Origin of the sequence: Tenacibaculum litopenaei, from assembly GCF_964514025.1 — a bacterium.
Classification (GTDB): Bacteria; Bacteroidota; Bacteroidia; order Flavobacteriales; family Flavobacteriaceae; genus Polaribacter; species Polaribacter litopenaei.
The window spans coordinates 556,006-574,219 of sequence record NZ_CAZEQT010000007.1 but is presented as its reverse complement, the minus strand read 5'-3'; the positions used below and the strand labels follow the sequence as shown (position 1 = coordinate 574,219).

General features: G+C 38.2%; 22 protein-coding genes. 13 read left to right on the top strand and 9 right to left on the bottom strand.

All coding sequences use genetic code 11. From position 1 onward, the window contains the following. Nucleotides 1–83: 83 nt before the first annotated feature. From ACKTS5_RS17240 to ACKTS5_RS17195, 10 genes are all read left to right on the top strand, one after another. The gene (locus tag ACKTS5_RS17240; RefSeq protein WP_408045126.1) at nt 84–254 is read left to right on the top strand and encodes a class I lanthipeptide; all 171 of its coding nucleotides are present in this window, start codon (nt 84–86) and stop codon (nt 252–254) included. Between the two features lie 27 nt (nt 255–281). After that, the gene (locus tag ACKTS5_RS17235) at nt 282–455 is read left to right on the top strand and encodes a class I lanthipeptide (RefSeq protein ID WP_408045125.1); all 174 of its coding nucleotides are present in this window, start codon (nt 282–284) and stop codon (nt 453–455) included. 30 nt (nt 456–485) lie between these two features. Then, nucleotides 486–647, top strand: a complete 162-nt coding sequence (locus tag ACKTS5_RS17230) for a class I lanthipeptide (protein WP_408045124.1) — start codon at nt 486–488, stop codon at nt 645–647. Between the two features lie 29 nt (nt 648–676). Further along, nucleotides 677–838, top strand: a complete 162-nt coding sequence (locus ACKTS5_RS17225; protein ID WP_408045124.1) for a class I lanthipeptide — start codon at nt 677–679, stop codon at nt 836–838. Nucleotides 839–867: 29 nt separating this feature from the next. After that, entirely contained in the window at nt 868–1,032 is a 165-nt protein-coding gene (locus ACKTS5_RS17220; RefSeq protein WP_408045123.1) for a class I lanthipeptide, read from the top strand. Between the two features lie 85 nt (nt 1,033–1,117). After that, a complete protein-coding gene (locus ACKTS5_RS17215; RefSeq protein ID WP_408045122.1) occupies nt 1,118–2,245 on the top strand; it encodes a lanthionine synthetase LanC family protein in 1,128 nt (375 codons plus the stop codon). A 13-nt stretch (nt 2,246–2,258) separates the two neighbouring features. Next, nucleotides 2,259–3,149, top strand: coding sequence for an LLM class flavin-dependent oxidoreductase (locus ACKTS5_RS17210; protein ID WP_408045121.1), 891 nt, complete (start codon nt 2,259–2,261; stop codon nt 3,147–3,149). 50 nt (nt 3,150–3,199) lie between these two features. Next, a complete protein-coding gene (locus tag ACKTS5_RS17205) occupies nt 3,200–6,274 on the top strand; it encodes a lantibiotic dehydratase (protein WP_408045120.1) in 3,075 nt (1,024 codons plus the stop codon). Continuing rightward, on the top strand, nt 6,261–8,459 hold the full coding sequence (locus tag ACKTS5_RS17200; protein ID WP_408045119.1) for a peptidase domain-containing ABC transporter: 2,199 nt from the start codon (nt 6,261–6,263) through the stop codon (nt 8,457–8,459). The genes ACKTS5_RS17205 and ACKTS5_RS17200 overlap by 14 nt, the downstream gene beginning before the upstream one ends. Before the next feature lie 2 nt (nt 8,460–8,461). Then, nucleotides 8,462–9,625 carry a lanthionine synthetase LanC family protein gene (locus ACKTS5_RS17195; RefSeq protein ID WP_408045118.1) on the top strand — a complete coding sequence of 388 codons (1,164 nt, stop codon included), beginning with the start codon at nt 8,462–8,464 and terminating at the stop codon, nt 9,623–9,625. A 54-nt stretch (nt 9,626–9,679) separates the two neighbouring features. Here ACKTS5_RS17195 and ACKTS5_RS17190 read toward each other — a convergent pair whose 3' ends face one another. The 8 genes from ACKTS5_RS17190 to ACKTS5_RS17155 form a co-directional block, all read right to left on the bottom strand. Beyond that, entirely contained in the window at nt 9,680–10,201 is a 522-nt protein-coding gene (locus ACKTS5_RS17190) for a hypothetical protein (RefSeq protein ID WP_408045117.1), read from the bottom strand. A 66-nt stretch (nt 10,202–10,267) separates the two neighbouring features. Then, nucleotides 10,268–10,918 carry a DUF7151 family protein gene (locus ACKTS5_RS17185; RefSeq protein ID WP_408045116.1) on the bottom strand — a complete coding sequence of 217 codons (651 nt, stop codon included), beginning with the start codon at nt 10,916–10,918 and terminating at the stop codon, nt 10,268–10,270. A gap of 5 nt (nt 10,919–10,923) precedes the next feature. Further along, on the bottom strand, nt 10,924–11,556 hold the full coding sequence (locus tag ACKTS5_RS17180) for a DUF7151 family protein (RefSeq protein ID WP_408045115.1): 633 nt from the start codon (nt 11,554–11,556) through the stop codon (nt 10,924–10,926). A gap of 183 nt (nt 11,557–11,739) precedes the next feature. Continuing rightward, nucleotides 11,740–12,069, bottom strand: coding sequence for a heavy-metal-associated domain-containing protein (locus ACKTS5_RS17175; protein WP_408045114.1), 330 nt, complete (start codon nt 12,067–12,069; stop codon nt 11,740–11,742). Between the two features lie 12 nt (nt 12,070–12,081). Then, nucleotides 12,082–12,444: a hypothetical protein gene (locus tag ACKTS5_RS17170; RefSeq protein ID WP_408045113.1), complete on the bottom strand. Its 363-nt coding sequence runs from the start codon at nt 12,442–12,444 to the stop codon at nt 12,082–12,084. 6 nt (nt 12,445–12,450) lie between these two features. Then, on the bottom strand, nt 12,451–13,425 hold the full coding sequence (locus ACKTS5_RS17165; protein WP_408045112.1) for a permease: 975 nt from the start codon (nt 13,423–13,425) through the stop codon (nt 12,451–12,453). Continuing rightward, complete coding sequence (locus ACKTS5_RS17160; protein WP_408045111.1) at nt 13,425–13,670, bottom strand: thioredoxin family protein; 246 nt, start codon at nt 13,668–13,670, stop codon at nt 13,425–13,427. Before ACKTS5_RS17160 ends, ACKTS5_RS17165 begins: the two co-directional genes overlap by 1 nt. A gap of 86 nt (nt 13,671–13,756) precedes the next feature. Next, nucleotides 13,757–14,344 (bottom strand): sigma-70 family RNA polymerase sigma factor, encoded by a 588-nt coding sequence (locus tag ACKTS5_RS17155; protein ID WP_408045110.1) that lies wholly within the window; start codon nt 14,342–14,344, stop codon nt 13,757–13,759. 844 nt (nt 14,345–15,188) lie between these two features. On the opposite strand from ACKTS5_RS17155, the gene ACKTS5_RS17150 reads away from it, so the two are divergent. Both ACKTS5_RS17150 and ACKTS5_RS17145 read left to right on the top strand, forming a co-directional pair. Further along, nucleotides 15,189–15,365 carry an HTH domain-containing protein gene (locus ACKTS5_RS17150; protein ID WP_408045109.1) on the top strand — a complete coding sequence of 59 codons (177 nt, stop codon included), beginning with the start codon at nt 15,189–15,191 and terminating at the stop codon, nt 15,363–15,365. 624 nt (nt 15,366–15,989) lie between these two features. Beyond that, nucleotides 15,990–16,529 carry a hypothetical protein gene (locus ACKTS5_RS17145; RefSeq protein ID WP_408045108.1) on the top strand — a complete coding sequence of 180 codons (540 nt, stop codon included), beginning with the start codon at nt 15,990–15,992 and terminating at the stop codon, nt 16,527–16,529. Between the two features lie 108 nt (nt 16,530–16,637). Here ACKTS5_RS17145 and ACKTS5_RS17140 read toward each other — a convergent pair whose 3' ends face one another. Beyond that, nucleotides 16,638–17,648: an NAD-dependent epimerase/dehydratase family protein gene (locus tag ACKTS5_RS17140; RefSeq protein WP_408045107.1), complete on the bottom strand. Its 1,011-nt coding sequence runs from the start codon at nt 17,646–17,648 to the stop codon at nt 16,638–16,640. A gap of 71 nt (nt 17,649–17,719) precedes the next feature. Between ACKTS5_RS17140 and ACKTS5_RS17135 the strand changes: the two genes are divergently transcribed. Then, nucleotides 17,720–18,157, top strand: a complete 438-nt coding sequence (locus ACKTS5_RS17135) for a winged helix-turn-helix transcriptional regulator (protein ID WP_408045106.1) — start codon at nt 17,720–17,722, stop codon at nt 18,155–18,157. Nucleotides 18,158–18,214 lie beyond the last annotated feature (57 nt).

Sequence of the window (18,214 nt, the reverse complement as noted above, 5' to 3'; positions counted from 1 at the left end):
GAAGGCACCAGCAGGATCTTGTTTGTTATTGTCTTGTGATAAGCAAGCTGTAGAAAAATAAAATAGCATTGAAAGAATAAACTATGAAAACAATCAAATTTAATTCGGAATTAAACCTGAATAAAAAGACGATTACTAAGCTTCACGACTCACAGTTGTCGCAGTTTAAAGGAGGCGCTGTAGTTGAAGCCTTGTCACAGTCATGCTACTTAATGTCTTGTGCAGGAGATAAAGAAGAAGCGATTCAACGCTAAAAATTACTAACTAAAAAACTAAAAAAGATGAGTACTATCAAATTAAACAACGGATTAAAATTAAACAAAGAAGCAGTAACGAAATTACAAGATTCTCAATTGGCAGATCTTAAAGGAGGAGCCGGAGAAAAGGCACCAGCAGGATCATGTGTTTTATTGTCTTGTGACAAGTCAGCATCAGAGCAATCAATCGAAAGATAAAAATTAACTAACCAAAAAAAACTAAAAAAGATGAGCACTATCAAATTAAACAACGGATTAAAATTAAACAAGGAAGCAGTAACTAAATTACAAGATTCTCAATTGGCAGATCTTAAAGGAGGAGCTGGAGAGAAGGCGCCAGCAGGATCATGTGTTTTATTGTCTTGTGACGGTCAAGTAGTTGAAAAATAAGAAGTAACTAACCAAAAAAACTAAAAAAAATGAGCACTATCAAATTAAACAACGGATTAAAATTAAACAAAGAAGCAGTAACTAAATTACAAGATTCTCAATTAGCAGATCTTAAAGGAGGAGCCGGAGAAAAGGCACCAGCAGGATCATGTGTTTTATTGTCTTGTGACGGTCAAGTAGTTGAAAAATAAGAAGTAACTAACCAAAAAAACTAAAAAAGATGAACACTATCAAATTAAACAACGGATTAAAGTTAAACAAAGAAGCTGTAACGAAATTACAAGATTCTCAATTAGCAAACTTAAAAGGAGGAACTGGAGAAAAAGCTCCAGCAGGATCTTGCTTGTTATTGTCTTGTGATAAGAAAGAGCAAATAGAGCGCTAGACAGTTATCAAATTTAGAAGGATAGTAGTAACCGGCTATCCTTCTGAATTTAACAATCGCAATTAATAATCTAAATACACTCGTTATGAACATCACCCAATATCTTTTAAACTACATACAGTCTACCAAATTTCAGTACATGGAATCAGACGGTCTGCTCAATGGAAATTTAGGAATGGTTTTTTACAATTTGATGCTCTACAGAATTTTTAAGAAGGAGTCGTACCTCACAAAGATCGAATACTTTTTAAAGATTGTTCTAGACAATGTAAATGACGAAAAATCATCCGTGTTGAAAGACAGCAGTCTGGAAAATGGACTAAGTGGATTGGGGTTTGTATTGTATTTATTGCTTGAAGATGGTATTATCGATGATACGTATGCAGATCAAATTGCGACAATTAATGAAGTGGTAAGCGCAGAAGCTCACCGATTGCTAGAAGAAAATAATTTTGACTTTTTGCGAGGACCAGTGGGGATCCTGCATTACCTGGCAACAGTGAATGCCAAAGAATATACCTGCGGAATCGTAGAAAAAATGTACGAAATATACTCGGCTAATAACCACGCCTTTTTTTATAACGAATCGCACTACCTAGAAGGAGTACACATAGGATATGCACACGGCATTTGTGCTATAGTGAAAGTATTGAACGACGTAGATTGTCCGAAATGTGCATTGATGATTACCGGTTTGTTAAAAAAGCTAAAAGAACTCATCGATAACAAGGAAATCTACCTGGAAGGAAAACGCTATTTTCTCCCTAGAAGTATTCACAAACCTTCGGTGTATCCTGAAGAGTTAAACTATCGTGCCGTACTGGCCTGGTCTAATTCTGATGTGAATTTTTCAACCTTAGTATACTCTTTAAAACCCAAGTACCTCACTCCTGAGCTCATGGCTTTGGCAGAAGAGATTGCCGTGTCAAGTGTTACCAGGAAACGAGAGGAAGAAACGAGAATTAAAGATCACCGCTTTTTTTACGGGAGTTCAGGGGCTTTAAAAATGTATACCAAACTTTATAGAAACACCAAAAATCAACAACTAAAACGAGCTGCCGACTTCTGGTATAAGAAGACAGTTAATTTTCTGTTAGACAATTCCAGTGAATCGCATCCTTTGAGTTTTCTAAACAATCTTCCGGGCACCACACTAGCCCTTTTAGAATACGAAATGCAAGTAGAAAGCGATTGGTCCGTATTAATGCTCTAAAAACTTTTATATCATGAGAAAAAATAGATTAGGAATACTCGAATTAGGGGAACGAGATAATAAAAATACACAACAGACACTGGTTGATATTGTGGCCTATGCAAGTGCTGCAGAAGCGATGGATTTAAAGCGATTTTGGCTGGCGGAACACCACACCAGCTCTACTTTAACATCTTATACGAATCCAGAGATGTTAATGACAATCATCGCAGGGAGTACAGAGAAAATCAAGGTGGGATCTGCAGGGTCCATTATCAATTATTATTCACCTTATACCTTGGCATCAAATTATAAATTTTTAAATAATTTGTTTCATGATAGAATAGATTTTGGCTTGTCAAAAGGGCATAATATCAATAAACTTAAGCACGATTTCCTCAATGTTGATAAATCCCAAAATCACTTCGAACTATTTCAAAAAAACATAGCGAGTATTCATAAGCTGTTTTACGAAGAACGCGAAAATTTAGAGGAGTTCGAAACACTTTTACCGCCTTTTTCGGGGAGTATTCCTCAAACCTGGTACTTGTCATCATCGTACAAACACCTAGACACCGCTCTGAAATACCGATTGAATTATTGCAGATCGCTAGTGCACGGAGACGATCTCTACGATAAGGATTACGGTATTGAACACCTGTTGAATTTTAGAAAAGATTTTTATAACCAGCACGGAGAGAATCCAACGGTGAACATCGCTATAGGGGTGAGCATAGACGAGGGTTCTCAAACCATCGAAAAAATGCAGTACAACGGTATGACCATTTTAAAACTCAGTACTGAGCGCTTAAGATCTTTAGTGAATACCTACTTTGATACCTATCAAATCGATGAGATCATTATTTACGACATCGAAAAAAACAATGAAAAGAAAATTGAAAATCTAGCTAAAATGGTAGCCTAAACAGGAGCGCTATCAACAAACTGAACTGAACCGAACTGAACTGAACCGATATGAAAAATTTAAGCCTATTTCCAGAAAAATTAGTCAGAGAGCCATTGTTCTCTCTGGGTGATTACCAAAATATACCTCGAGAAGAAGCGGCATTGGATACCTTTATTGATGCCTTGTATTCACAAGAACAATTTGCCGAGGCGGTATACCTAGCGTCTCCTTCTTTACACAGTGAGTGGGGAAAAGTAGTACGCAAAGAGAAAAAGCGAGGAAAAATCAATGATGCGATTTTAAAATATTACCTACGTGCGATATCCAATACGGTCCCTTTCGGACTTTTTACTTCCTATTCAGTGCTTGATAAGCAGCAAAAATCTCAGGGGTATCAACGCTATTCAACCTTGGATATGGAGTATTTATTACGCGTAATTCACCGTTTACACGAATATCCTATAGTTAGAGAAAATGTGAGCCTTCGCAAAAACAATACTCTTTACAAAATTGGAGCTAGTTTTCGCTTTATCGAGCCGCAGTACCAGGGAGGTAAAACGAGTTATACCCTGTCATCGGTAGATCGCGATCAGCTTATTGATTACCTGCTTGAGGAGTTGCAAGACGGTTTGAGTTTTAGACAGTTGAAAAAACGCGTTTTAACGGTAGTGGAAGGCGTAGATCCGAAGGACGTGGAGGCTTATTTACGCGAGTTAATGGATTCAAAAATATACTTGAGTTCCTTGGAGTTGAGTCTAAATCAACCGAATCCGCTAGGGCAGTTGTTAGATTTCTATGAAGAATATCAAGACCTCATCGTTTCTGATTCGAAACTAGCCGGCGTATTTCAGACGCTTAAAACGGTGAGAGAACACTTGAGTAATCTGGATAAAGCCGTGTTTAATACCAAAGAAAAATACGAAGCGATCTACAGCGTATTAAGGAGTATAGAGGTGCCTTTTGACAAGAAATACGTGATTAATTCTAACCTCAAAAAACACCAGTCGACGGTGACCTTAGATGAGCAGGTTGATACCAAGTTATCGGGAGTACTAGGATTGCTGTCAAAGATATCAAAGAGTACTATCAAGCGAAAAAGTAATTTGGATCGTTTTAAAGAAAACTTTTACCGCCGATACGAAGATGCCGAGCTCCCATTGGTTAAGGTGTTGGACAATGAGTTAGGCATTGCCTACCTTCCAAATTTGCAGGACGATGTGGTTTTTTCAGATCTAATTGATGACGTGACCATGCCAGCTGCTAAAAACACCGTGAGAGAGCGAAAAATAGATACGGAAATTCACGATTTTTGGATGAATTTGATGATGCAAACTCCAATTGGAGGCACCATTGACCTCAAAAAGGTAGATTTAGGAGCGTATAAAAATGTGCGCAGCCCTAAAAATGGGACTTTTGCCATGACCTATAGTGTACACGGTGATCAGTTATTTTTAGGGAAAGTAGGAGGAGTTTCAGGAGCGAATCTTTTGGGTCGATTTAGCAATACAGATCGAGAAGTTCAACGCTTGGTGAAAACGGTTGCGGAGACTGAAAAAACACTTTTTAACGGTGCTATTACCGCTGAAGTAATGCATTTGCCAAATACGAGGTCGGGGAATATACTGATGCGACACGTGCAGCGAGATGCTGAGTTGAGCATACTTTCAAAAACAACGGAAGGCATGCCGACGATAGCTGTAAATGATTTGTATGTAAGTGTTAAGAGAAACAGGGTAGTATTGCGTTCTAAGCGAGAGAACAAAGAGGTGATTCCCTACTTAACTTCGGCTCAGAATTTCCACTACGATTCGTTGCCCTTGTATCACTTTTTATGTGATTTGCAAGATCAGGATCACCACAATGATTATTCTATTGATTTTGGCGGTTTTGCCATTCGCGATGTTGAAAATGTTCCGAGAATAAGTTATGGATCGGATATCGTATTGAGAAAAGCCTCGTGGTTGTTAAAAAACTCGGCCTATAAAAATCGCTTCGAATTATTAGAGGATTTGAAAAATAGAGCGGTGCCACGCTTTGTGTATATCACCGTGTTCGGAGAAGATAAAATGATCATCGATCTTCAAAACACCAATACGGCTAAAGTATTGTTTGATGAATTGTTAAAGCAAAAGACACTTCGAATTACAGAGTGTATATACGATGTAAATGAACCAGGAACTCGATTTGCAAATGAGTGTATCAGTATTGTTCAATCGGAAAATGACTATGCATTGCTCGCTAAAAGCACTCCAAAAGTAGCGCCGAAGGCCGCAGAGGTAAAGCGAAGTTTTATATACGGAGATGAATGGGTGTATTTTAAGTTGTATACCGGTAGGATTACTGCCGATCAAATTGTCACTAAAAATATCGCGCTGATAGCGCAGAAATTGCAAGAGTCAGGGAAGATTGATAAATGGTTTTTTATCAGGTATGCAGATCCAGATTTCCATATTCGAGTGCGATTCCATCTCAAAGATCAAGCACAATACGGAGAGGTGTCTACGATTATCCATAGAGAACTAGCGACCTTGCTCGACGAGCATAAAATATGGAAGCTCGACCTGTCGACCTACAATCGTGAATTAGAGCGTTATCATTGGGAAAACATCGAAAGTTCAGAAACTATTTTTCACATTGATTCAGAGTTTACGGTGGCCTTGTTGAGAGGATTGAAGCAATTGCGACTAGGAAAGCGTTGGTTGTATATGTTGAAGTCTATCGATGACTATTTTAACTATTTAGGAATTGATTTAGAACGACGCCATAAAGTGATGAAAGCCATGTTTCAGAGTTTCTGGATCGAGTATGGGCAAGTGGCGAGCGTCAAAAAAGATGTCAATAGTAAATTCCGCAAGTACGATGCCGAGATTACAGCAGCGGTACAGGGAGAACCCTCAGATTTCTCCGGACTGTACGTACAGCGATTGAACGCCTTAAAAGCGGTTGAACTGACTCCAGCGGCTTTTGAAAAACGCGAAGAACTCGTTCGCAGTTATATTCACATGCACGTCAACAGAATTATTCAAGCCAATCCGAGATTTCACGAATTAATAATTTACGGATTGTTAGAAAGGTACTACAACAAGCAGCTCGGAAAATTAAAATACAGTAACAAAAAAACCATTCAGAATGAAACTTACTAGACAATACGATAAAATGGATTGTGGCCCATCTTGTTTAGCGATGGTTGCTAGCCACTACGGAAAAGAAATATCTCTCAGTGATTTACGAGAAAAGTGTTTTATTACCAAAGAAGGAGTATCGCTACTCGGAATTGATGAAGGCGCCAAGAGCCTTGGTTTTGAAACGCTTTCTGGAGCGATGACTTTGGAAGATTTAAAAGAGATGGATTTCGAAAATTACCCTTGTATTATCCATTGGAATAGCAATCACTTTGTGGTTTTAAAAGGGTATGAGAAAGGTACTTTTGGAACGAAAAAGAAGTGGAAAATAGCAGATCCAGGTCATGGATTTATAAGTTTGGACGATGAGAAGTTTGCAAAATCTTGGTTGGGAGAAAAGGAACAGGGAATCATCTTTTTCCTCAAGCCCACGGAAGCCTTTTACGAGCGTGAGTTCAAGCAAAAAGATAAGCTTTCTCTCAAGTTTTTCCTGAGCTATTTTAAACCGCACAAAAAGAAATTAGGTATCGTTTTTTCGCTTATGCTGCTGGGGAGTTTGATCAATATGATATTTCCGTTTTTAGCTCAGTATTTGATCGATAGAGGAATAAACCAGAAAAATGTAGATTATATTCAGTTTATCCTGTTCTCTCAGTTGAGTTTGTACCTAGGAGTCATTGTAATTGAGATTTTGAGAAACTGGTCGCTCCTCGTCGTAGGGACCAAAATTGGAATACAAATTATTTCGGAATTCCTGCTTAAAACATTGGATTTACCACTGCGATTTTTTGATTCAAAGCTAGTAGGCGATTTTCAACAGCGCATCCAAGACAACGATCGCATTGAGCAGTTTTTGACATCTCAATCGATTACGACATTTTTCTCAACGATTACCTTTTCGGTGTTTTTTGTAGTGCTGGCGTATTATAATGTGACCATAGTACTTATATACTCTTCGCTGACAGTCCTGTCTATTTTATGGTCAAATTACTTTCTTAAAAAACGAAAAGTACTCGACTATCACCGATTTGTTGAAAATAGTAACTCTCAAGAAACAGTTTATGAAATTCTCAACGGTGTCACTGAAATGAAACTGAACAGTTTTGAAGATTATAAATGTGAGCAATGGAGAGGTGTGCAAAACAAGCTTTTTGAAATCAACTTAAAGATTTTGCGCCTCGATCAGATCCAAAGTTCTGGATTTAATTTTATCAATCACGTAAAAAATATAGTCGTGTCTTTTTATACAGCACTCTTGGTAGTGCAAGGTGACATGACCCTCGGAGCCCTGTTGAGTATCTCGTATATTATTGGAATGATGAATTCACCTGTCGATCAACTCATTGTGTTTTTGAGATCGCTGCAGGACGCAAAATTGAGTTTGGCTCGATTAAATGAAGTACAAAATGAAGATCCTGAGGAGCAAGAAAATTATCAGGAATTACAATTGCATACGGCGCAGTTAAACCAAGGAATCAAATTGAGCAATGTGTCTTTTCAATACGAAGGTCCTCGTTCTCCCTATGTGCTTGAAGATATAGATATGTATATCCCTGATGGGAAGGTAACTGCCATAGTAGGAGCTAGTGGAAGTGGAAAAACAACACTGATGAAACTGTTGTTGAGGTTTTATGATTCTGTAAGTGGTCATGTGAGTTACAACGGGCAAAACATACTTCAAGTTTCTCCAAAGAGTATCCGTGAAAATTGTGGAGTAGTGATGCAAGATGGCTTCTTATTTTCCGATTCAATCGCTAGAAACATCGTTATGGCTGATACAGAAATTGATGAGGAACGATTGAAGATGGCCACAAAAATGGCAAATATTGACGGGTATATCGAATCGTTACCTCAAGGTTATGAAACGACCATTGGAGCTGCCGGAAGTGGATTGTCAGGAGGGCAAAAACAACGCTTACTGATTGCCAGAGCTATTTATAAGGATCCGCATTACGTATTTTTTGATGAGGCAACCTCTGCCTTAGATGCGGAAAATGAAAAAATTATCCATCATAACTTATTTCAGTTTTTTAAGGGCCGCACGGTAGTGATTATTGCACACCGACTCAGTACGGTAAAAGACGCAGATCAAATTGTGGTGTTGAACAAAGGAAAGATTAGTGAGGTAGGAAGCCACGATGAGTTGGTGAATAAGAAAGGAGATTATTTCAGTTTAGTTAAAAATCAATTAGAATTAGGAAGCTAGTTATGGATACAAAGGAACTTATTAAAGAAATCGAAGTAAACTTAGCAGAAAACAAAGCGGTGTTTACCTCTATGGGAGTATTGAACGGATTGGCAGGCGTATCACTGTTCTATTATTACCAAAATGACATGGACAAAAGCATGGAGGTGTTACACGATGCCATGAAAGGACTTAACGATGAGTACAAAGGGTACGATATCGTTGCCGATATTATCGATATTGCCAATTTGGTTGACTTTTATGCGAGTCAAGGCTTGTTGAGTAGAGCAGAAGCAGAAGAATTTATCAGTAGTAATGATACAATTTTGGAGGAGCTTTTGATGGAGAGCTTGGACGAGAATAACTTAAATCCTATTGCAGGTAGTTTAAAGTACGCCAATTATTTTGTACTCCGCGAAAAGAGAAATCCAGGAAGTTATCAACAACTGCTGAGCAAGGTATTTGAAAAAGTACAAGAACTCGCACGTGAAGATGCGAAGTCAGGAGGTATTTATTGGGTATCGACGATCCCGAGAGGAGGGAAGTTCTTAGTAGAATTAGGGATAAAGCACGGTATTATGGGAATTGTCGATTTTTTGGTGAGTTTGTATCAATTAAAAATCGAAGAAAACCAAGTATACGATTTAATTAAGGGCGCAATGATTTTTATGGAGGCGCAAAAGAACCCAACGGGAATGCCAGTATTTCCATTTTGTGCCGATGAGGTGCAGAAAAAATCTTCTTTTTCCTTTGGGTTGGTATATGGCGACCTCGGTATTGCCTATGGAATTTTACGCGTGGTGAATTTCTGTAATATGGAAGAGTACCGACCGCTCGCTACTAATTTAATTCAGGAAGTTGCGAAGTTTAAAGATGACGAAGGCGTACACGTAACCGATGCTAATTTGTTTTACGGAGTATTGGGAATCGCATCGCTCTTTCAAAAAATAAAAGAAAATAGTGATATCGAAGGGTTAGAGGAAACCATTGCTTATTGGGCTTCCAAAACCAAGGAGTTTAAATCAGAAACCACTGCATGGGCAGGTTTCGATACAACGTTTAATAAATTCGATACCAACGCACAGTTGTCCTTATCACACGGGATTGCTGGAATTGGAATCGCACTCATGAATTTTCAGGATCAGTCAAATTTTGACTATATGCATTTTTTAGGCTATACGTTCTAGTAGCCATTTAGTTCAGTTCAAATTCCCTTGAGTAAGGTTCAGTACTCGGGGGAATTATCTAAAATCAGGACTGTACACTTCTTCTACAAGCCCGAATTGTTGTTCGAGAAACGCTGTTGTCTTTTGGGCAAGCTCCTTAGTATCTAAGGAAACTAACAATTCTTTTTCTGTGTGTTTATCATTTAATAAGGTTACATCGTAACGAGCATAGCTGATGCTATGGTCTGGTTTGGCATCAGAAAACCAAGCTGACTTTTGACGCTTATTGAGCTCTAGTACGGTCACTTTCGTCTTGTCTGTGAGAGAAATTTTCTTTTTGAGTAAACAATGTGATCTAAAATACAAGCCTCGATACAAATTGTTATCCGATTTGAAAACTCCTCGTTTCGTGCATGCTAAGCAAATTAATGCTCCTACAACTAGGAATAAAAGTACCGCCAAGACCGTGAATTTTGGGGCGTTGTTGTCGACCAACAAAGAAACGGCTTTCAAGGAAATAGCCCCGCCAATAACGACGGTCAGTTGAATGCGTTGATGCATGGTAAAACGCCATTCGAGTATCAGTGGTGTATTCATAGTGTTTGGAAATTTATAAAAAGGCACACTAAGTTATTTTGCAACAGCTTAGTGTGCACGCTGTACCTATTTTTTTTGCGTTAAAATAAGTTCTGTTTTTTTTGACAGAAAAACAACTTTCGAAGAATTAGATGCTGCTTTTAATCCTAATCCTAGCATGAATTCGCCGTTAGGAAAGGCATCGATCAATTCGTCTGATAAGAGGTTTTTATAGGTCGTACTAGTTGTTTTGATTTCTGAACCAGGGATTTTACGCCAGGTATATCCAGCGTAAAGATAGGTAATGGCCTCAACACTTGCGTCTTCTGTACGAATGTTTGTACTGTATTTGATAGAAGTAAGATTGCTCCAATTGCGCTTGTCAAATTTGACGATAGCGGGGTATTGGTTTCCTGTCGTACTAGAGGCCCCAGTAGCTCCACCATTGTCGTTGTGTATCAAAATACGGGTGGTTTTACTTATGGGATCGTCAATGCCATCGCATACGTATTTAACGTCTGAAATTTCATCTTCACTCAGTTGATTGTCACTGTTCTGGTCAACACCTGCAGAAATTTTAACTCCGCCATAAGGACAATGAGGGCCTGCAATTTCTTTTGAAATGACGGTCAAGGAATTTTTTCCATTGGCACCATCTATCCCGTCATTGGCTTGGCATGAAAAGAGCAATCCAAGAGATAAGCACAGTACACGTAACGTTGTTTTTGGTATCATCATGCTGCTTATCGTTTAATAATTAACTCTGCTTTACGGCCCATGTAAACTGTGGTACCATTGTTTTGAGTACGCATTCTTAAACCGAGGGTAATTTCTTTTTCTGGGAGTTCTGCAATGAGTTCAGGAGAAATTAATAAGGTTCCTGGGTAGCGAGTGCTATTGGTTTTAAGGGTACTTTTAGCAATTACTTTATCGTCGGTCATATTGACGAGTTCAACGTAACATGTATTCGACGATTTTTCACTGTAGGCCCAAGCAACATAGCTAATAGAAGTTGCATTTTTCCAGTGCCTCTTGTCAAATTTGAGAATTTCACCAAAGACGCGACCTTCTTCTAAGCTGGTTCCAGAGGCTCCACTACCACTGCTAAAAAGGACAATGCGGTTTTCGTCTTGAAAATCGCTGTTGTAACCATTGCAGACATAGGTAGTTGATTGTACTTCATTCGGGTCAAGGGTGTGGTTGGTATTACTATCCAGTCCCGTTTCGATTTTTACACCACCGTAATTACAATTACTTCCAGCGGCTTCATCGGTTAATTTTGTAAGGCTACTCACACCTGGTGCACCATCGGCACCATCATTTCCAGAGCAGGCAGTTAGTGAGGCCAAAAGCCCGGCAATCACAAATTTCTTCATAATACTTAATTTTATAAAATAGTTTGTGCTATGAATGGTAAAAAGAATTCAAAAGAGGTAAGCAATTTTTTTTCATAGCAGGGCAAAGATACGGAGAAAGTTCCTTGCTAAAGATGACAATGTGTTAAATAAACCAACTTTTGAGAGTACAGTTTGCAGGTTCTCAAAAGTTGGTGATTCCACTTACGGAAGAACTCGGTAAGGAGTTTGGTTAATAGCGCGAATAATATTGGCTTCTTTGGTGTGGTTATGGTCAAACCAAACAGTAATTTCTCCGGTGTCGGTTTGGGAAGTCGATTTGATAAATCCGGGAACTTCTTTGAGGGCGTAATTAACGATACTGGTGCAGCAAGACTTGGTATACCCTTGCAAACGGAAGGTTTTTTTACTGATGTTCGTGTTGTTATTGAGTTCGTGTACAGTTTTTGGGAGCCTTTGCTCTTTTTGAGGAGCCTTGCAGCTCATACTGAACACTAGGAGGAACATACTTAGGTAGTTCTTGTTGATTTTCATATGGTTTGATTTTTAATTGAAGATATAGGGTAGGATGGAGAAGCCAACGGTTAAGGCAGCGACAATCCACAAAAATAATTTCGATGAAAAAAAATGGATGCTTTTGGTTTCCAGCTTACTCAATTCCTTTTTAGGAGTGCCTGTATTTATTTCACAACAGGCTTGTGGTGTTGGCGGGAAATAAGCACGGTATAGGTTGTAGCTAACTATTAATAAACTTCCTGTAATTAGGTAGGGTTTAATGCTTGCAAGCCAAACTAACTGGGCTGCAGTAGCACCCAACATTCCGGCCAAGGCCAACAGAGGGCCCACACAGCAGGTACAGGCTAATAGTGCGGTAGCTACGGCGCCTATGGATGATAATAATGATTTCATAGATGATTAAAATAGTTGGTTAAACAAAAAACCTGAGAGTATCATACCTAAACCTATGGTGGTAAAAAAAGCGATGATTAATGGTTTTTTCATAACTTTCTTCAATAGTAAGGCTTCGGGTACTGATAGGCCTATCGCAGCCATCATAAAAGCAATGGCAGTTCCTAAAGGCACTCCTTTGTTGACTAATGAGTCGATAATAGGAAGTATACCCACGGCATCGATGTACAGAGGGATTGCGGTGATGACGGCAATAGGAACCGCAAAGGGATTCGATTTTGAAATGTACTGTTCAAAAAAGGATTCAGGAACGTACCCGTGGATAACCGATCCTATGGCGAGCCCTATAAAGATATAGGGAATCAGTTTTTTTAGGGTCTGGATCACTTCTCGGTGGATTTCAGGAAATCGAACGAGAAAGGGACGATGGTCAGTGGTATTCGTCGTTTCTGAAACTGCTAAATTTTGTACCCAGTCTGCGAGGTATTTTGACATCCCCATGGCATCCAAAACGATTCCTCCAATAATTCCCAAGACGATGCCTGATAGCACGTAAATGACTGTTACTTTCCAACCATAGGTTGCCCAGAAAATGGCGATGGCAATTTCGTTCACCAAAGGAGACGTTATCAGAAAGGACAAAGCGATACCTAGGGGAATTCGAGATTGCATCATACCGACGAAGAGCGGTATCGATGAACAAGAACAAAAAGGGGTGATGGCACCTAATAAGGATGCTAGGATATTCCCCAGCCCTGATTTTTTGTGTTTTTCCAGAAACAATCGAATCCGATTCATAGGGAGGTAGCTGGTAAGTATCCCCATCAAATAGGTGACTAAAATGACCAAAACCACAATTTCACTGAATCCGATGATGAAAAAATGCAGGGCATTTGCCAGTAAGGAGTCCGCATCGAATCCGAGCCAGTCAAACACGAGTAGGTCCGCAAAAGCGGTTAAAATCGTTACTAATTTTTCCATTATGAGGCTTTTAATAAGGTTGTCAAATCAGTGTCGGATTGGTAGTGCTTGTACGGATACACTTTTTGGTCAATGACTAAAGCTGGGAACTCTGTTGTACCGTAAATGAGTGTGTCTTGCATTTCAGAGAATTCCTCAATATGAACAGAGAGGTCGTGTTCGTTTGCAAGCCTTTCCAATTGATTTTTAATGAAAGAATTTCTTGCACAGCAAGAAGCGTGTAAAATCTTGATATTGATTTTCATAATAATGGTTTTAAGTTAAACTTTATTATGAAGTCTGTGTCTGTATGCGAAAAGACACATTTTTTTTAGATTTTTTTTGAAGTTACTTAAAATGAGTGTTTTTGAAGTTCTTGTTGAATGTCATGAAGCGGCTGGCAATGCTCTTTGATGGTACAACTGACTATGTTTCCTTGTGCGTCATAGTGTAAATTACAACAGGAAACAAAGAGTTCTTTGAGTTGTTGACGACCTCGTTGTATACGCATTTTTGTGGCAGAGAGCCCGAGTTTAAGTTGTTGGGCTACGGCTTTTTGAGGGAGCCCATCAATATCACTCAAACGCAGAGGCAGTGCGTATTTTTCAGGGAGCAAGGATAGCATGGGAACGATATAATCGGCCACGGCAAGTACTTCCGTGTCTTCATCTACCTCCTCTGTGAATAGTTCGTCTTCCCGATACGAAATTTGGTGCTTTTTAAAATAATCGTAGATGGTATTTCTGGTCAATTGGAAAAGCCATGCTTTGAGGTGCTGTACTTGTGTAGACTTTTGATGTGCTAAGACCAGTTGAAGCATAACCTCTTGAACGAGATCTTCGGCAATGACGGGGTCCTGAACTTTTTTTAAGATATAATGTTTCAGGTAATCGTAAAACTCTTGAATTACGGCTTGTATGTTACAGCACTCTTTGGACATATCAACGGGAATCTACTGCAAAATTAAGAAGGAACTCCTAATAACAACTCAAAAAAGTATAGAATTGTTCAATACAAGTATTACAAAATGAATAGTTTTACACCGAAACACTTATTCTACATTTCATATTTCCCCTTTCGTTACAAGTAGCATTGGATTAAGTAGTCATTAATGTAGATTTGACTAGCCGACCTATTGTATGTAAAAGATAACTGGGGTACTAGGTAGCAATATTCATTTAAAAAGGTTCTTTTAGTTTAACTATCAGTTAGTTGATATTGCCTTAGTTGTATTGCTACTCAAAATTATGGTTGAGGTGTTGGCCTCGCCCCTTCTAAGAAACTTCTTCAATAGAAATACATAAGCCCGCTAGTTCATCAAACATCTTTTGGTTTCCCATTGAATTAGGAAACGTGGACTTTTACGTTAACACTTGTCAATCAATTATTAAAATTATGAAATTAAACAATCGCATGTTGGGCAGAACAACGCTTGTACTTTTAGCTATCTGTAAGGGGATAGTAAAGAATTACTCGTCTTCATCTTATAATAAAGTTCTAATAAATTGAGTCTTTTTGCTCAGGTATTGAGTGCTATCGTATCAAGTGTTTATATGAAGGCTTCGAGAACAATATAACTTTGATGTATAATCATTAAAAATAATTGAGAATCTAACCAGTAGTTATAAAACTCGTTGTAACTTAATTTCTGATCTAGTGGATAAAGCGATAAATATTGGTGCATTCCAGTTAGGTAATCTTTTTGTTAGGGTATTAATAATCCGATAATCTATTTCAGATTAAAACTTGAAAATACTGTGAGATATTTAGAACGTAAATTAAGAATGGAATACTTATTAGATTTAATTGAAAAAGGGAGGTGTCACTCTCTTAAACAAATTGCAAGTAAGTTCGAATGTTCTGAAAGTACGGTCAAAAGAATGATCAACGAATTGCGTTTTGAAGGGCATAACATCCAGTATTCTAAATCTCAAAAGTGTTTTATTAAAAAGTTTTCTTAAGAACTCAATTTTTGACCTTTCCTTAGGTTAATTTTAAGGCTGTCGATAGGATATTGATTGTGGTAGTGAATTTAAGGTAGTCATTACTGATTATAGATATAGATTTTTCCCTTTTCCCGTGGAATACAATCTAGGGGTGTTGAATGGATTTGTTTATTAGCATATTAGTTTTAGGTGTTTTGGAGGTGAAGTTTTGGATCTTAGTGTATGGGAACATTATTGGAGTCAGAAGGGTATCATTTCTGACAAAATGTAAACTACTAAAAAGAGGTAAATGGCAAATAGTATCTCTAGGTTCTTAAAAGAGTACACTTAAATTGAGTGTGGTAAGTATGTTTCTTTTAGCAGCTATAAGTTAGCTGGAGAGTTTTTGTGATACTTGAGAGCATAAAGTTTGGCGCTAACTGGCTGTAGCGAGATACATAGTGAAGTGTGTTATAAAAGGGGGGCAGAATAAAATCAGCAAAGAGCACGTTTATTTGAAACTACGAGGTTATAGATGAATAATTGTTAATACTTAAGATTTCAGGGTGAAAAAATGTAAAAGTTAGATACGAATATAATGATTTAGAATATGATGAATAATATAAGAAAACTTTTTATGGAGGTAATGAAGCCAGGGTATTGTCGATACTTTTGTTGGCTCTTGATGTTGATGGAGATGTGATTATGAACCACGTTACTGAAGAAACCTTGACAAAAGTATCTGTTAATACAGATTCTAATGTAGCGAATGCTACGATAACTATTGCAGGGAGTACCTACATAGCACCACAAGCGGAAAAAGCATCTACAGGAGAGTTGAGTAAGTTTAAAGCTGAATATTTAGATAATTTTAATCTTTGGGTAGAAGATGGTATTGTTACGGAAGATATTGTAATTGTTCAGGTGGATAATTGGAAAGATGATGTTTTTGCTGATGATTATAAGTTAAAAACATTTGACGAATTAGAGAAATACATACAGAATAATAGACACTTACCGGGTGTTAATTCAGAAAGATTGGTGAAAAAAGAAGGATATTCTATACAAGAAATGAATGTGTCACTTTTGGAAAAAGTAGAAGAGTTATTCTTGTATATCATAGCACAAGAAAAAAGAATAAAACAGTTAGATATAAAACTGTTTAAGTTGGAAAAAATGATGTTATTCAATCAAAAGTGATTGGTACTATGAGAGCTTAGAAGGTTTGAGAAACTATAACTAGCAACGCTTTTAAAAAAAGAAATACAGCGCGGGGAGCTATATTTCTTTTTATTCGAACTGAGAGACTCAATCGCGTTTTGCCAGGATGGTACTCACAGAGGCAGCAGTATCTAAAATCATTGTTTTAAACGGAATCGGTTCCCAATCAAATAAAGTTTTGGTAGTCGAGATATCTGCTTCGTATTTTTTTCCTACGTAGGGAAGCATCCCTTTCATTTCACTGTTAAAATTAGCGAGTAGTTTTACCATAAAAGTAGGAGCCATGCTGGTGCTTACACGCTGATAACCTTCCGATTTTAGTAATTGAATCACTTCTTGGTAACTATGAGCCCTATCGGTTGCTACAACCAATCGCTGTCCCTTAGCACTTTCATTTTCTAAAGCCAAAACGTGAATTTTAGCAACGTCACGAACGTCCGACATATTGATACTGGCGTGTATCATCTGCTTTAGTTGTCCTGTAAGAATGCGTTTAAAGAGCGTCATCGATTCACCAGAAAGATTGTCAGATAAACTAGGACCGTATACAGGGCCAGGATGTATAGTTACCAGTTCCATTCCGTGCGTATTGGCAAATTCCCAAGCGCTTTTTTCAGCGAGTGTTTTACTTTTTAAATAGGCAGTAGCGTGTTTGGCTGTTACATCTGTCCAACTTTGTTGGTCAATGTGTTCATCTCCTGAAACTGACCCGAGCATGGCGACCATAGAAGAGGTAAGTACCACCCGTTTGATACCAGCCTTGTGCGCTGCCTTTAAGGCTCTTTGCGTTCCCTCCACTGCCGGTTTGATCAGTTCGTTTTCGTCTTTTGGTATTTTTGAGAAAAACGGAGAGGCTACGTGCATTAAAAAATCACAATCTTCGGCGGCTTCATCCCAACCCGTATCGCTCAATAAGTCTAATGCGCAAAAGCTAAGTTTTCCTTTCGGATCAACTTCCTTTTCGATAATGGCAGTGATGGCAGCAGCTTTTTTTAAACTTCTGAGTGAACCTTTCACTGCATAACCTTGTTTTAAAAGGGCTACAGCACAGTGCTGACCTATATAGCCCGAAATTCCTGTTAATAGTACTTTTTTCATTTACTTTTATTTTGCAAGCAAAGTTATATTTATTACTTTTGTTTTGCAAGTAATAATTTAAATTTTTGAAAATGAACGACTTTTTTCGCTGTAAATGTCCTGTAACTTCGGCGTTGGACGTGATAGGAGATAAGTGGACCTTGGTAATTATTAAGCAGATGTTGTTTGAGGAGAAAAGTACTTTTAAGGATTTTGTAGAGAGCCAAGAACATATTGCGACCAATATTTTAGCCTCTCGGTTAAAAATGTTGGAGAAGTTTGAGATTGTTGAAAAAGGGACGCGACCGAATAATTTAAAAGTAAAAGTGTATACATTAACGGATAAAGGCATAGGCTTGATTCCTACCCTGATCGAACTAATGCTTTGGAGTAAAGACTATATTCAAGATTTTCATCCAGGATTAAATATCGATACGCGATTGGAAGGGGTACGGGAAGATAAAGCGAATTCGTATAAACAAATTGCTGCTACTTATGAGGCCTTCAAAAAAGGATTGTCGGTAGTGTAGTACGTGTTTTTAACCGTATACTCTAAGAACTGGAGTTATGATAATAGGGGAATCTCG